The sequence below is a fragment of the Reyranella sp. genome (genome assembly GCF_017305915.1).
GTDB lineage: Bacteria > Pseudomonadota > Alphaproteobacteria > Reyranellales > Reyranellaceae > Reyranella.
Genome location: NZ_JAFKJN010000005.1, coordinates 106,078 through 119,379, shown reverse-complemented (window position 1 = coordinate 119,379; position 13,302 = coordinate 106,078). Strand labels below are relative to the sequence as shown.

Sequence of the window (13,302 nt, the reverse complement as noted above, 5' to 3'; positions counted from 1 at the left end):
GAGCGAGGCGGAACAATTGCAGGCCCCGGCCCCCTGTGGCACCGTCCGGCCGCATGCAAAGATCCAGAAATCCCTATTCCAGCGCCGAGATCGACCGCTCCAGCCACGAGCGCGAGAACGACGAGCGCATGATCGAGCTGGCCTCGTCGGGCGCCGCCCGCTTCGTGCCGATCGACAGCGAGCGCAACCTCGTCAACAAGGGCAGCGGCAATCCCGAGCCGGTGTTCCTGCAGGGCATGATGGCCCGCGCCGTGATCGCGACGGTCGAGCACCACATCTTCCTGGGCTATGTCGAGGGCACGCCCTACTTCGCCGTCGACGTCACCGGCAAGGAGACGCCGCTCGCCGAGATGGGCGAGTTCGTCGACCTGCGCCAGGTCGGGGCGCTGCTGTTCGCGCGCGAGGGCTCGATCCTGGCCTATGCCCGCGGCATGACCTACTGGCACCGCCGCCATCGCTTCTGCGGCGTTTGCGGATCGCCCACACGGGTGACGCGCGGCGGCCATGTCCGCGTCTGCACCAACGAGACCTGCAAGACCGAGCATTTCCCGCGCACCGATCCGGCGGTGATCATGCTGGTGCACCACGGCGACAAGTGCCTGCTCGGCCGCGGCAAGCAATTCCCCAAGGGCATGCACTCGACCCTCGCGGGCTTCGTCGAGCCGGGCGAGAGCTTCGAGGATGCCGTCGCCCGCGAGGTCTACGAAGAGGTACGGGTGCGGGTGAAGAACGTCACCTACCGCAGCTCGCAGCCGTGGCCGTTCCCGGCGTCGGTGATGATCGGCTTCCATGCCGAGGCCGAGTCGCTCGACTTCGAGGTCAACCAGGACGAGCTGGCCTCGGCGCTGTGGCTGAGCCGCGAGGAGCTGCGCCCTGAGAACCTGCCCAAGGACGGCTCCTTCTTCATGCCGCGGCGCGATTCGATCGCCCGCCGGCTGATCGAGGAATGGCTCGGCCACGAAGCCGGGCCCTCAATCAGCGGTTAGAGGATCTCCCCCATGAGCGTTCTGTTCTCGCCCGTCGAGCTGGGCGGCATAACCTTGCCCAATCGCATCGTCGTCTCGCCGATGTGCCAGTACGCGGCGATCGACGGCAGCGCCCAGCCCTGGCACCACGTGCACTACGGCATGCTGGCGATGTCGGGCGCGGGCCTCTTGTGCTTCGAGGCGACCCACGTCGAGCGCGACGGCCGCATCACCCAGGGCTGCGCCGGGATGTACAGCGACGACAACGAGGCGGCGCTGAAGCCGGTCGTCGACTGGGCGCGCGCCTGGATGCCCCACGTCAAGCTCGGCATCCAGATCGGCCATGCCGGCCGCAAGGCCTCGGCGCAGCGACCGTGGAAGGGCGGCGGTCCGCTCACCCAGGCCGATGCGCCGGACCTGCCGTGGACCGCCGTCTCGGCCTCGGCGCTTCCCTATGACAGCAAGTGGCACACCCCGATCGAGCTCGACGCCGTCGGGCTGATGCGGGTGAAGCAGGCCTTCATCGACGCCACCCTGCGCAGCCTGCGGCTTGGCTTCGACGTGATCGAGCTGCACGGCGCGCACGGCTACCTGCTGCACCAGTTTCTGTCGCCGCTCTCCAACCAGCGCAGCGACGCGTACGGCGGCAGCATGGAGAAGCGCCGCCGCTTCCCGCTCGAGGTGTTCGACGCCGTACGCAAGGTCGTGCCGCGCGACAAGGCGCTCGGCATGCGTCTCAGCGCCACCGACTGGGTCGAGGGCGGGCTCGCGGTCGAGGATACGATTGAAACAGCACGACAGCTCAAGGCGCTGAGCTGCGACTTCGTCGATGTCAGCTCGGGCGGCAACTCACCGCTGCAGAAGATCACCGTGACGCCGGGCTATCACGTGCCGTTCGCGGCCAGGGTCAAGAAAGAGGCCAACATCAAGACCTGGGCGGTCGGCGTGATCACCGAACCCGAGCAGGCCGAGCGCATCGTCGCGTCAGGCGAGGCCGACTGCACCGCGCATGCCCGTGCCCTGTTGCTCGACCCGCGCTGGGGCTGGAACGCCGCTCGCGCGCTCGGGGTCGATGCCCCAGCCTTGCCACTACCCGCGGCCCGCGCCACTACTATCCTGCCGTTCAAGCCCCAGCCCATCCTGGCCAAAGCGGCCGAATAGGAGCGGTATGCCGAACGTGCTGTTGGCCGAGGATGAATTCCTGATCCGGGCCGTGTTGGTCGATGCGCTCGGCGAGGCGGGCTTCACCTGCGTCGAAGCGCCGACCGGCCAGGACGCCCTCGACGTGCTGGCGAGCGACCAGGCGCTGGCGGCGGTGATCGTCGATCTCGGCCTGCCCGACATGCCCGGCACGAAGGTGATCGAGGCCGCGGCCAAGCATCGGCCGGGGACGCCGATCATCCAGTGTTCGGGATCGAACACCACAGCGCCGGCGATCGAGGGTGGCAAGGTCCACGTCTTCCTCAAGCCGTACAATCCGGCCCAGTTGAGCAAGTTCGTCGCCGCCCTCGTGGCGCGCGGCGGCGCCTAGCGGAGTGCCCAGCTCTCCGCCGACCGACCGGATCCTGCGGGCGATCCTGTCGACGATCGTGGCGATGGCGTGCTTCGCCATCCTGAACGCGATGTCCAAGACGCTGTCGACCAGCGGCTATCCCGTGATCCACGTGATCTGGGCGCGCTACGTCTTCGCCTTCGCTTTCATGCTCGCGATCTTCCTGCCGCGCAGCGGCCGCCAGCTGTTCTCGGTCCGCCGCCTCGACACCCAGGTGGTGCGCGGCATGCTGCTGTTCTTCTCGAGCTACCTGTTCTTCCACGGCGTGGTCTACCTGCCGCTGGCGACCGCGGCGGCGATCTCGCTGTCGAGCCCGATCATCGTTACGGCGCTGTCGCCGCGGCTGCTCGGCGAGTCGGTCGGGCCGCGCCGCTGGGCGGCGGTGATGGTGGGCTTCATCGGCGCGCTGATCGTGGTGCGGCCGGGCCATGCCGAGTTCGACTGGCATGCGCTGCTGATCGTCGCCAGCACGGTGTGCAGCTCGTTCTACCAGCTGTTCTCGCGCCGTTACGGCCAGACCGAGCGGCCCGACGCCTCGGCCACAGTGGCGACCATCGTCGGCACGGTGGCGGCGACGCCGTTCGTGCCCTTCGACTGGGTGACGCCGACCAGCACCTGGCATGCGCTGCTGTTCGTCGGCATGGGAATCATGGCCGGCACCGGCCACTACTTTTTGACCATCGCCTACAGCCAGGCGCCGGCAGCGGTGGTGACGCCGTTCAACTACACCCAGCTGATCGGCTCGACCATCCTGGGCTACGCCGCGTTCAACGACTTTCCCGACACCTGGACCTGGGTCGGCGCGGCGGTGATCGTGGGCTCGGGCCTCTACATCGGTTACCGCGAGCGCGTGCGATGGCGGGAACGAACCCGTGTCTAGGTGATCACCTTGTCCGGCAGCCACAAGGCGATCTCCGGCAGGAAGCAGAGCACCACCACGGCCAGGGTCATCAGGATCACGAAGGGCACGATGCCCCAGACGACGTCGCCCAGCGGGATGTCGGGCGCGATGTTCTTGATGACGAAGATGTTGAGGCCGACCGGTGGATGGATCAGGCCCATCTCCATGACGATGGTCATGACCACGCCGAACCACACCAGGTCGAAGCCGGCGGCCTTGAGCGGCGGCAGGATGATCGGCGCGGTCATCAGGATGATCGACACCGGCGGCAGGAAGAAGCCCAGCACCACCACCATGATCAGGATCGCCAGCAGCAGCACCCAGCGCGACAGCTGCTGCGCCACGATCCAGGTCGCCACCGACTGGCTGATGTGCAGGTAGCTCATCACGTAGCTGTAGAACAGCGACATGCCGATGATCAGCATCAGCATGGTCGATTCGCGGATCGTGTTGACCATGATCGGCTGGAGCTGCTTGGGCCGCCAGGTCTTGTAGATCGCCGCGATCAGGATCAGCGCCAGGATGGCGCCGAGGCCCGCCGTCTCCGACGGCGTGGCGAAGCCGCCGTATAGGGCGATCATCACGCCGGTCAGCAGGACCACGAACGGCAGCACGCGGGGCAGCGCGGCGAACTTCTGGCGGAGCGTGTAGCGCTCGTTGTCCAGCAGGGCCGAGCCGGCTTCGGCCCGCTGGGCCTCGCGCGAATAGCGCCAGGCGGCGTAGGCCGCGAAGAAGCCGACCAGCAGCAGCGCCGGGCCGATGCCGGCCAGGAACAGCCGGCCGAGCGACTGCTCCGCCGCCACGGCATAGAGGATCATGGTGATCGAGGGCGGCAGCAGGATGCCAAGCGTGCCGCCGGCGGCGATCAGGCCGGCCGCGAAGCCGCCAGGATAGCCGCGCTTGCGCATCTCGGGGATGCCGGCCGAGCCGATCGCCGAGCAGGTCGCCGGGCTCGAGCCCGCCATGGCGGCGAACAGGGCGCAGGCGAAGACGTTGGCGATGCCGAGGCCGCCCGGGATGCGACTCATCCAGACGTGCAGCGCCGAGTAGAGGTCTCGCCCGGCCGGCGAGCGGCCGATCGCGGCGCCCTTCAGGATGAACAGCGGGATCGACAGCAGCGTGATCGAGGACATCTCCTCGTAGACGTTCTGCGTCACCGTATCGAGCGCCGACGGCGGCATGAAGAAGACCATGAAGACGGTCGCCACCAGCCCCAGCGCGAAGGCGATGGGCATGCCCGAGAACATGACCAGCAGGGTGAAGCCGCCGTAGAGCAGCCCGATCTCGAAAGCAGTCATCAGTGGGATCGCGGCGGCTGGGCGGACGGCAGGAAGGCCTGGAGGAAGATCTGCCCGGTGAGCAGGGTCATGCCGGCCGACATGGCGAGATAGGGGATCCAGAGCGGCGGCGCCCAGGCGGTAGCGCTGACATAGCCCTCGGTCCAGGCCTCGTGCAGCAGCGTCCACGACTTCCAGGCGAAGAAGGCGCAGAACAGCGCGCTCAGCATGTCGACGACGAACAGGCGAGCCCGGTTGACGGCGGGCGACAGGATGCTGGCCAGCGCCTCGATGCCGATATGGCCACGCTGCGAATGCACCCAGGCGGCCGACAGGAAGGTGACGCCGATCAGCAGGAAGACCGAGAACTCGTCCTGCCAGTCCGTCGCCTCGTGCGTGTAGTAGCGCACGACGACGGAGTAGGTCAGCACGCAGGAGGCAACGACGAGGGCGATCGCCGAGGCAACGACGATCGCCCTGTTGAGGAGGCCGAGCAGCCTCACGCCGCCGGGACTTCCTGCGACAGCTTCAGGAGCTCGGCGTTGCTCGCCGATTTCGCCGCGTATTCCTTCCAGCAGGTGTCCTTGGCGACGGCCTTCCACTTGTCGACCTCGGCCTGCTCCATGGCGTAGGTCTTGATACCGCGCTTCTCGTAGACCTTGGCGACCTCCTCGTCGTCGGCCTTGGCCTTCTCGAGCGCGAACTTCTCCATCTCCGCGCCGATATCCATGATCGCCGTCTGCTGGTCCTTCGGCAGCGAATCGAAGATCGACTTGGACATCAAGAGCGGCTCGAACACGAAGAAGAAGCTCTTCTTGCGCGCCGTCGTCAGGCTCTTCGCGATCTCTTCGAGGCGGAAGGAGATGAAGCTGGTCGAGGTCGTCATGCAGACGTCCATCGTGCCGGTCTGCATCGCCGCGTAGAGCTCGTTCGACGGCATCGACACGACCGAGGCGCCGGCGCCCTTCAGCATCAGGTCCATCTCGCGGCTGCCGCCGCGCACCTTCTTGCCCTTGACGTCCTCAGGCGCGAGGATCGGCTTGGCATCGCGGCTGGCCGAGCCGCCGGCCTGCCACAGCCAGGTGACCAGCACGGCACCCTTCTCGGCCATCACCGCGTTCAGGCGCTTGCCGATCTCGGCCTTCTTCCAGGCATAGCCCTGGTCGTAGGAGCTGACGACGCCCGGCATGAAGCCGATGTTGTACTCGCTGACCTCGCCGCCGGCGTAGTTCAGCGGATAAAGGGTCATGTCGAGCGCGCCGCGGCGGATCGCCGAGTACTGCGCCACCGTCTTGACCAGCGAGGAGTTGGGATAGACCTCGGCGGTCAGGGCGCCATTGGTCTTCTTGGCCAAATCGGCGGCGAAGCGGCGGCAGAGCTGGTCGCGGAAGTCGCCCGAATCGACAGTGCCGCCCGGGAACTGGTGGGAGATCTTGAGCTGCTTGGCCTGGGCGCGGGCGGTGCCGCCGATCCACGGGGCGGCGAGGGGCGCGGCTGCCGTGGCCGCCAGAATCCGGCGTCGGGTGATCGTCATCGGGTATCTCCTCCTCCTGGATCGCGTCGAGTGCCTGTTTGTTGGGCGGATTGAATTCAATCGCCTCGCAAAGTCAACGGACGCGACGCCGCGTACCCCGCCATGCGGCTGTTTTTGCAGGCGAATCACCGGCTTTTGAGCCGGTGGCATATCGCTTGCATCCTGCACGGACAGCGCAGGCCGCATCTGCGGTTCTTTCGGTTGGCGTGCCGACGATGGAGTCGTCCGTGCCCAGTCCCCGACCCGCCCGCAATCCCGATCCAACGAACTCTGCTGCCCGAGGAGGCCGTCATGTGTGATCGCATTGGCTGTACGCATTTCCCCAAGCTCCAGGACATGGATTTTTCCGGCCGTGCGGTGGCCTCGCGCCGCGGCTTCCTGAAGGGCGCCGCCGCCGTCACCACGATCACCATGGGCGGCATGATGGGCCCGGCGCATGCGGCGGTCGGGATCAAGGGCACGCACGGCACCGGCTTCTGCAACCTCAACATCTTCCTCGCGCACTCGCGCCAGTACGCCAAGGCGGCGGGCGTCGAGCTCGAGTTCATCAACACGCCGACCTTCGCCGAGCAGGTGACGTTCCTCGGCATGGGCCAGGTCGATATCGGCCTGATGCCCTACACCTCGTTCATGGCGCTCTACGACGCCGGCGCGCCGGTCAAGATCGTCGCCGGCGGCGGCGTCGAGGGCTGCGCCATCGTCGCACGTCCCGGCCTCGATTCGCCGGAAAAGCTCAAGGGCAAGACGCTGGGCACCTTCCAGCTCGATACGCTCGAGGTCATGCCGTACGACTATCTCAAGAAGCACGGCATCTCGTTCAAGGACGTCAAGGTCCGCTACATGGGCAACACGCCCGAGGCGGTCGAGGCGTTCAAGGCGGGCGCGCTCGACTGGATCTGCACCATCGAGCCCTACGCCTCGGCGCTGGTGAACGACGTCAAGGGCGCGGTCATGCTGAGCAACGGCATCGACATGTACGGCAAGGGCTACACCGACTGCGTGCTCGCCTGCCGCTCGGCGCTGATCAAGGACAATCCGGCGGGGTTGAAGGCCATCATCAAGGCGATGATGCAGGCGCAGCACGATGCCGAGACCCAGACCGAGGCGGTGCTCAAGGAGCTGGTCGGCAAGTACTACAAGACCTCGATGGAGAACGCCAAGATCGCCCAGGGCAAGCAGCCGGCGATCGTCGATGCGCGCAGCCAGACGCAGTTCATCCTCGACCGCACCGATTCGGTGGTCGAGATGGGCTACATCAAGAAGAAGCCCGACCGCGGCGCCATCGACTGGACGCTGCTCGAGGAAGTCATCAAGGAGAACGCCGACCTCTACGGCAAGCTCAAGTACAAGTCGGCGGTCTGATGGCCGTCGTCACGCCCCCTGACTTCTCCGAGGGGACGGCCGGCGCCGGAGCATCCCGCCCGGCGGCGGTAGCGCGCCTGTTCGCGACCATGGCCGGCGAGAGTCTGGTCGCGCGGATCGGCTGGACGATCCTGTCGGTCGGTCTGTTCGTCGGCCTGTGGGAGCTGTGCTGGCTGGTCGGCTGGGCCGACCCCAAGCTGCTGCCGCCACCGCACATCTTCCTCGGCTCGATCGCCGAGCAGGGCAAGTTCTTCAACACCGCGACGCGCTGGCAGATCGGCAAGTCGATGGCCGACGGACCCAGCGCCTTCGAATCGGTGATGATCACCGTCGCCGCCACCACCATGCGGGTGTTCGTCGGCCTGCTGATCGCCTCGGTGCTGGCGATCGGCACCGGCGTGCTGGTGCGCTACTACAAGCTGTTCGACCGGCTGGTGCTGCCGACCGTGACCCTGCTGTCGCCGGTATCGCCGATCGCCTGGCTGCCGGTGGCGATCTTCATCTTCGGCATCGGCAATGGACCGGCGATCTTCATGGTCGTGGTGGCGCTGTTCTTCCACATGGTGCTGGCGACCATCACCCAGATCGACGGCGTATCGAACAACCTGATCAATGTCGCCCGCACCATGGGCGCCACCAAGCGGCAGATCTACGGCCGCGTCATCGTGCCGGCGATCCTGCCCGGCATGCTGGCGGTGCTGCGCATGAACCTGTTCGGCGCCTGGATGGTGGTGCTGATCGCCGAATCGACCGGCGTCGGCTACGGTATGGGCCAGGTCATCATGCTGGCGCGCAACACCTTCAACCCGTCGCTGGTGTTCTTCACCATCGCGGTGATCGGCGTGCTGGGCTTCGCCTTCGACTGGCTGCTGCGCCAGGCGCAGCGGCGCATCCTCTATTGGCTGCCCGACCAGACGGAGAAGCTGCGTGCGCTCTGACCGACCGATCCGCTTTTCCTCGAAGGACGCCGTGGTCTGCCGCGGCGTCGGCAAGACCTGGGCGGCCGGCACGCGGCGCGCCCACGAGGCTCTGCGCGACATCGACCTCGACATCAAGCCGGGCGAGTTCGTGGTCTTCCTCGGGCCGTCCGGCTGCGGCAAGAGCACCTTGCTCTACCTGATCGCCGGCCTCGAGGACGTCACCGGCGGCCATGTCTGGTCGTTCGGCGACAGGGTCGAGACGCCGTCGCCCCAGCGCAGCCTGATCTTCCAGGAGACCTCGCTGTTTCCCTGGCTGACCGTCTGGGAGAATGTGAGCTTCGGCCTGTCGATCCGCGGCGCCGGCAAGGAGGAGCGCCGCAGCGTCGCCAAGGACGCCTTGCAGCGGGTCGGCCTCACTGCCGCGATGGACAAGCGGCCCGACGAGCTCTCCGGCGGCATGCGCCAGCGCGTCGCCGTGGCGCGCGCGCTCGCCATGCGCCCCAAGGTGCTGCTGATGGACGAGCCGTTCGCGGCGCTCGATGTGCAGACCCGCGCGCGCATGCAGGACTTCCTGCTCGATGTCTGGCGCGATTCGGGCGCGTCGGTGCTGTTCGTCACCCATCACATCGACGAGGCGGTGGCGCTGGCCGACCGCGTCGTCGTCTTCACCGCGCGTCCCGGCCGCATCAAGACGATCGTGCCGATCGACCTGCCGCGGCCGCGCAACCTCTTCTCCGCCGATGCGGAGGTGCTCCGCATCCAGCTCACCAACCTGTTGCGCGACGAAGTTGACCGTGCCTTCGCCGAACAGGAAGCTCTCGCCTCAGCTCTCTAGGAGAAGCCGCAATGGCCACCAGCCTGATTCGCAGCCGTGCCGCCATCACGGGCACGAAGGACCGCCTGTCGTGGAACGAGATCAAGGACGGCGCGGTGCTGCAGGAGGACGGCATCATCGCCGCCGTCGGCACCTACGACGACCTGCACGCCAAGCACCCGACGGTGCCGGTGATCGGCACCGGCAAGGAGGTGCTGCTGCCGGGCTTCGTCAACGGCCATCACCATGTCGGCCTGACGCCGGTGCAGCTCGGCTCGCCCGACATGCCGCTCGAGCTGTGGTTCATCACCCGCATGGTGATCCGCAACGTCGACCTCTATCTCGACACGCTCTACTCGGCGTTCGAGATGATCGGCTCGGGCATCACCACGGTGCAGCACATCCAGGGCTGGATGCCGGGCACGCTGCCGGACGTCGAGAAGCGCGCGACCGACACCATCCGGGCCTACGAGGATGTCGGCATGCGGGTCAGCTACTGCTACGCGGTGCGCGACCAGAACCGGCTCGTCTACCAGGCCGACGAGGAGTTCGTCCGCAGCCTGCCGGCGGCGCTGCAGGGCCCGATGCAGCGCTGGTTCGACCGCTTCAGGATGAGCCTCGACGATGCGATGGACATGTTCAAGTCGTTCCATGCGCAGCATCACAACAAGCGCCGGGTGAAGATCCAGCTCGCACCCGCGAACCTGCACTGGTGTTCGGACAAGGCACTGACGGCGCTCTCCGACGCCTCGTCGAAGTACAACGCGCCGATGCACATGCACCTGGTCGAGACGGCCTACCAGAAGGAATACGCCAGGCGGCGCGGCGACTGCACGGCGCTGGAGTACATCGACCGTTTCGGAATGGTGAACGAGCGGCTGACGCTCGGCCACGGCGTCTGGCTGAACGAGAAGGACATCGACCGGTTGGCCTCGGCCGGCGGCTGCGTCTGCCACAACTGCTCGTCCAACTTCCGCCTGCGCTCGGGCGTGGCGGCGCTGAACTTCTTCGAGAAGAAGGGCATCAACACCGCGATCGGCCTTGACGAGGCCGGCATCAACGACGACCGCGACATGCTGCAGGAGCTGAAGCTGGTGCTGCGCGCCCACCGCGTGCCCGGCATGGTCGAGGAGGACGTGCCGACCATGGCGCAGGTGCTGCGCATGGCAACCGTCGGCGGCGCCAAGACGACGCCGTTCGGCAGCCAGCTCGGCACGCTCGAGGTCGGCAAGGCGGCCGACATGGTGCTGATCGACTGGGACAGCGTCGCCTATCCGTATCTCGACGAGCTGACCCCGACCCTCGACGCGGTGATCCAGCGCGCCAAGAGCCAGGCCGTCACCATGACGATGTGCGACGGCGAGGTGATCTACGACCATGGCAAGTTCACCAAGGTCGACAAGACGGCGACGCTGAAGGCGCTGCACGACGACCTCAGCAAGGCGCTGGCCGACGACGAGGTCGAGCGGCGCAACCTCTCCAAGGCGCTGCTGCCGCACGCGCGGAAGTTCTACGCCGACTACATCGACACCTCGAAGCACCAGCCATTCTACCGGCCGAGCTCGATGGTCTGACCGGGGGACCGCGCACTCCAGTGGCGCGGTCCTACGAACGAAGACGGGCGATGTAGAAGCCGTCGATGCCGCCGCGCTCGGCCCACATCGAGGGCAGGGTGCGGACGTCGCCAGCCGGCGTGACGGCCTCGGCGAGGCCGGGTAGCTCGGCCGATGTGACCGGCACGCGCTGCAGGCTGGGCTCGCGGGCGAGCAGGGCCTCGACCCGCGCCGGGCCTTCGTCCTCCTGCAGCGAGCACACCGCGTAGATCAGGGTGCCGCCAGGTTTCAGCAGATCGAGCGCGTGCACCAGCAGGCGGTCCTGCGTGAGGGTAAGGCGGCTCACATCCTCCTCGTCCTTGAGCCAGGCGATGTCCGGATGGCGGCGCAGGGTGCCGGTGCCGGAGCAGGGGGCGTCGAGCAGGACGGCGTCGAACGTCTCGGCCGGCATCCATTTGCTGGCGTCCGAGATGACCAACTCGGCCGTCATGCCGGCGCGCGCCAGGTTCTCGCTGAGCCGCGTCACGCGGCGGGCAGAGATGTCGACCGCCGTCACCTGTGCACCGGCGGCGCAGAGTTGCATCGTCTTGCCGCCCGGCGCGGCGCAGAGGTCGGCGACCCGCTTGCCGGCGATGTCGCCCAGCAGCCGGGCGGGCAGGGTGGCGGCGGCGTCCTGCACCCACCACGCGCCTTCGGCGTAGCCCGGCAGCTCGGCGATTGCGCCGCCGGTGCGGCGGCGCAGGGTGCCGGTGGGCAGCTTCTCGGCCTCCAGTTGGCCGGCCCAAAAATCGGCGTCGGCCCGCGACGTCAGGTCGAGCGGCGCCTCGATCAGGTGGGCGGCGGCGATGGCGCGGGTCGCTTCCTCGCCGTAGGTCGCCGACCAACTTTCCCATAGCCACAGCGGCGTGTTGAGCCGGGCGGGGTCGCGGTCGCCCAGCATCGCGATGCCTTCGCGTGCGACGCGGCGCAGCACGGCGTTGGTCAGGCCTTTGATATGGGGCAGGCGGCTCTGGGCGAGTTGCACCGAGGTATCGACCGCGGCATGGGCGGGCGTGCCCAGGAAGAGGAGCTGGGCCGCGCCCAGCCGCAGGATCTGATGACCGATCGCATTGGCGCCTTCGAGGCGGCGCTCGATCATCGCCCCCAGCACCACATCGATCTCGCCCAGCCGGCGCAAAGCGGTGGCCAGCAGCAGGCGCACGAACGCCCGGTCGCGCGGGTCGAGCGCCGGGAAGCCGGGATGGCGCGCCAGCGCATCGTCGAGCGGCTGGCCCTTGTCCAGGCACGCCTCGAGGACGTCGAGTGCAATCCGGCGGGAATCTTCCATTTCGCCGCGGGCTATAAACCCGGTATGTTTGGGGCGCAAACGAATTGGGAGGAAAGAAGCTCATGAAGAAGCTCGCCCTGGCGGTGTTGGCCGCCGGTCTGCTTGCGGCGCCCGCGCTGGCCCCTGTGATGGCCCAGGACAAGACGGTCGACCTCAAGATCTCGATCTGGCTGCCGCCCGCCCATCCGCTGGTTCCGTCCACCAAGGCTTGGGCGGAAGACATCACCAAGGAGTCGGGCGGCACCATCAAGACGGCGATCTTCCCGTCCGAGCAGCTCGGCAAGGCGTTCGACCACTACGACATGGCCCGCGACGGCATCGCCGACATCACCTACGTCAATCCGGGCTACCAGCCCGGACGTTTCCCCACCATCGCGGCCGGCCAGCTTCCGTTCATGTTCTCGGACGCCAAGAAGGGAACGGCGGCGCTCGATACGTGGTACCGCAAGTATGCCGCCACCGAGATGAAGGATACGCACTTCTGCTTCGCCTTCATGCTCGAACCCGGCGGCTATCACGGCCGCAAGAAGGTGGTGGTGCCTGGCGACATCAAAGGCATGAAGATCCGCCCGCCCCAGAGCACGATCGGCCAGATGGTGACGATGCTGGGGGGCACCAACGTGCAGGCCTCCGCACCCGAGGCGCGCGACGTGCTGGAGCGCGGTGTGGCCGACGGCATCTTCTTCCCGTGGGGCTCGATGTTCCTGTTCGGCCTCGACAAGGTGACCAAGTATTCGATGGACGTGCCGCTCTTCACGGCAGTCTTCACCTATTCCATGAACAAGGCGAAGTACGACGCCATGTCGCCGGCGCAGAAAAAAGTCATCGACGAGCACTGCACGACCGAGTGGGCGGTCAAGGTCGCCTCGCCCTTCGCCGACTTCGAGAAGGCCGGCCGTCCCAAGATGCTCGCGGCTTCCGGTCACGAGGTCTATCCGCTGACGCCCGACCAGCTCAAGGAATGGAAGGCCGTGGCCGCGCCGTTGCAGAAGCAGTGGGCCGACGCCGTCACCAAGGCGGGCGGCAATCCCGAGCAGATCTACAAGGAGCTGCAGGACAGCATCGCCAAGAACGACGCCGGCCTGTGATGGGGCGGC

General features: G+C 67.3%; 13 protein-coding genes. 9 read left to right on the top strand and 4 right to left on the bottom strand.

Going from position 1 to position 13,302, the window contains the following annotated elements:
• Positions 1-53 precede the first annotated feature (53 nt).
• From nudC to J0J01_RS00585, 4 genes are read left to right on the top strand one after another with little or no spacing between them, the layout of a single operon-like run.
• Positions 54-986 carry an NAD(+) diphosphatase gene (nudC, locus tag J0J01_RS00600; protein ID WP_296378160.1) on the top strand — a complete coding sequence of 311 codons (933 nt, stop codon included), beginning with the start codon at positions 54-56 and terminating at the stop codon, positions 984-986.
• 12 nt (positions 987-998) lie between these two features.
• Positions 999-2,126: an NADH:flavin oxidoreductase/NADH oxidase gene (locus J0J01_RS00595; protein WP_296378158.1), complete on the top strand. Its 1,128-nt coding sequence runs from the start codon at positions 999-1,001 to the stop codon at positions 2,124-2,126.
• Positions 2,127-2,133: 7 nt separating this feature from the next.
• Positions 2,134-2,496, top strand: a complete 363-nt coding sequence (locus J0J01_RS00590; protein WP_296378155.1) for a response regulator — start codon at positions 2,134-2,136, stop codon at positions 2,494-2,496.
• 4 nt (positions 2,497-2,500) lie between these two features.
• A complete protein-coding gene (locus tag J0J01_RS00585) occupies positions 2,501-3,397 on the top strand; it encodes a DMT family transporter (protein WP_296378153.1) in 897 nt (298 codons plus the stop codon).
• Here the strand turns inward: J0J01_RS00585 and J0J01_RS00580 are convergent.
• From J0J01_RS00580 to dctP, 3 genes are read right to left on the bottom strand one after another with little or no spacing between them, the layout of a single operon-like run.
• Positions 3,394-4,716 (bottom strand): TRAP transporter large permease, encoded by a 1,323-nt coding sequence (locus J0J01_RS00580; protein ID WP_296378152.1) that lies wholly within the window; start codon positions 4,714-4,716, stop codon positions 3,394-3,396. The two genes, J0J01_RS00585 and J0J01_RS00580, sit on opposite strands and share 4 nt — an antisense overlap.
• Complete coding sequence (locus J0J01_RS00575) at positions 4,716-5,249, bottom strand: TRAP transporter small permease (protein WP_296378466.1); 534 nt, start codon at positions 5,247-5,249, stop codon at positions 4,716-4,718. Before J0J01_RS00575 ends, J0J01_RS00580 begins: the two co-directional genes overlap by 1 nt.
• Positions 5,195-6,229, bottom strand: a complete 1,035-nt coding sequence (gene dctP / locus J0J01_RS00570; protein WP_296378149.1) for a TRAP transporter substrate-binding protein DctP — start codon at positions 6,227-6,229, stop codon at positions 5,195-5,197. The genes J0J01_RS00575 and dctP overlap by 55 nt, the downstream gene beginning before the upstream one ends.
• 336 nt (positions 6,230-6,565) lie before the next feature.
• On the opposite strand from dctP, the gene J0J01_RS00565 reads away from it, so the two are divergent.
• The 4 genes from J0J01_RS00565 to J0J01_RS00550 are packed head-to-tail and all read left to right on the top strand — an operon-like array spanning position 6,566 to position 10,899.
• Complete coding sequence (locus J0J01_RS00565) at positions 6,566-7,591, top strand: ABC transporter substrate-binding protein (RefSeq protein WP_365735659.1); 1,026 nt, start codon at positions 6,566-6,568, stop codon at positions 7,589-7,591.
• The gene (locus J0J01_RS00560) at positions 7,591-8,529 is read left to right on the top strand and encodes an ABC transporter permease (protein ID WP_296378146.1); all 939 of its coding nucleotides are present in this window, start codon (positions 7,591-7,593) and stop codon (positions 8,527-8,529) included. The genes J0J01_RS00565 and J0J01_RS00560 overlap by 1 nt, the downstream gene beginning before the upstream one ends.
• Entirely contained in the window at positions 8,519-9,346 is an 828-nt protein-coding gene (locus tag J0J01_RS00555; RefSeq protein ID WP_296378143.1) for an ABC transporter ATP-binding protein, read from the top strand. The genes J0J01_RS00560 and J0J01_RS00555 overlap by 11 nt, the downstream gene beginning before the upstream one ends.
• Before the next feature lie 11 nt (positions 9,347-9,357).
• Entirely contained in the window at positions 9,358-10,899 is a 1,542-nt protein-coding gene (locus tag J0J01_RS00550; RefSeq protein ID WP_296378142.1) for an amidohydrolase family protein, read from the top strand.
• A 31-nt stretch (positions 10,900-10,930) separates the two neighbouring features.
• Here J0J01_RS00550 and J0J01_RS00545 read toward each other — a convergent pair whose 3' ends face one another.
• Positions 10,931-12,205 (bottom strand): RsmB/NOP family class I SAM-dependent RNA methyltransferase, encoded by a 1,275-nt coding sequence (locus J0J01_RS00545; RefSeq protein WP_296378140.1) that lies wholly within the window; start codon positions 12,203-12,205, stop codon positions 10,931-10,933.
• 62 nt (positions 12,206-12,267) lie between these two features.
• Between J0J01_RS00545 and J0J01_RS00540 the strand changes: the two genes are divergently transcribed.
• Complete coding sequence (locus J0J01_RS00540) at positions 12,268-13,293, top strand: TRAP transporter substrate-binding protein (protein WP_296378138.1); 1,026 nt, start codon at positions 12,268-12,270, stop codon at positions 13,291-13,293.
• Positions 13,294-13,302: the final 9 nt, after the last annotated feature.

Coding starts and splice junctions, on each gene's coding strand:
- dctP (WP_296378149.1), bottom strand. CDS start 6,229: ATGACGATCACCCGACGCCGGATTCTGGCGGCCACGGCAGCCGCGCCC.
- J0J01_RS00550 (WP_296378142.1), top strand. CDS start 9,358: ATGGCCACCAGCCTGATTCGCAGCCGTGCCGCCATCACGGGCACGAAG.
- J0J01_RS00545 (WP_296378140.1), bottom strand. CDS start 12,205: ATGGAAGATTCCCGCCGGATTGCACTCGACGTCCTCGAGGCGTGCCTG.
- J0J01_RS00595 (WP_296378158.1), top strand. CDS start 999: ATGAGCGTTCTGTTCTCGCCCGTCGAGCTGGGCGGCATAACCTTGCCC.
- J0J01_RS00565 (WP_365735659.1), top strand. CDS start 6,566: ATGGATTTTTCCGGCCGTGCGGTGGCCTCGCGCCGCGGCTTCCTGAAG.
- J0J01_RS00540 (WP_296378138.1), top strand. CDS start 12,268: ATGAAGAAGCTCGCCCTGGCGGTGTTGGCCGCCGGTCTGCTTGCGGCG.
- nudC (WP_296378160.1), top strand. CDS start 54: ATGCAAAGATCCAGAAATCCCTATTCCAGCGCCGAGATCGACCGCTCC.
- J0J01_RS00560 (WP_296378146.1), top strand. CDS start 7,591: ATGGCCGTCGTCACGCCCCCTGACTTCTCCGAGGGGACGGCCGGCGCC.
- J0J01_RS00590 (WP_296378155.1), top strand. CDS start 2,134: ATGCCGAACGTGCTGTTGGCCGAGGATGAATTCCTGATCCGGGCCGTG.
- J0J01_RS00580 (WP_296378152.1), bottom strand. CDS start 4,716: ATGACTGCTTTCGAGATCGGGCTGCTCTACGGCGGCTTCACCCTGCTG.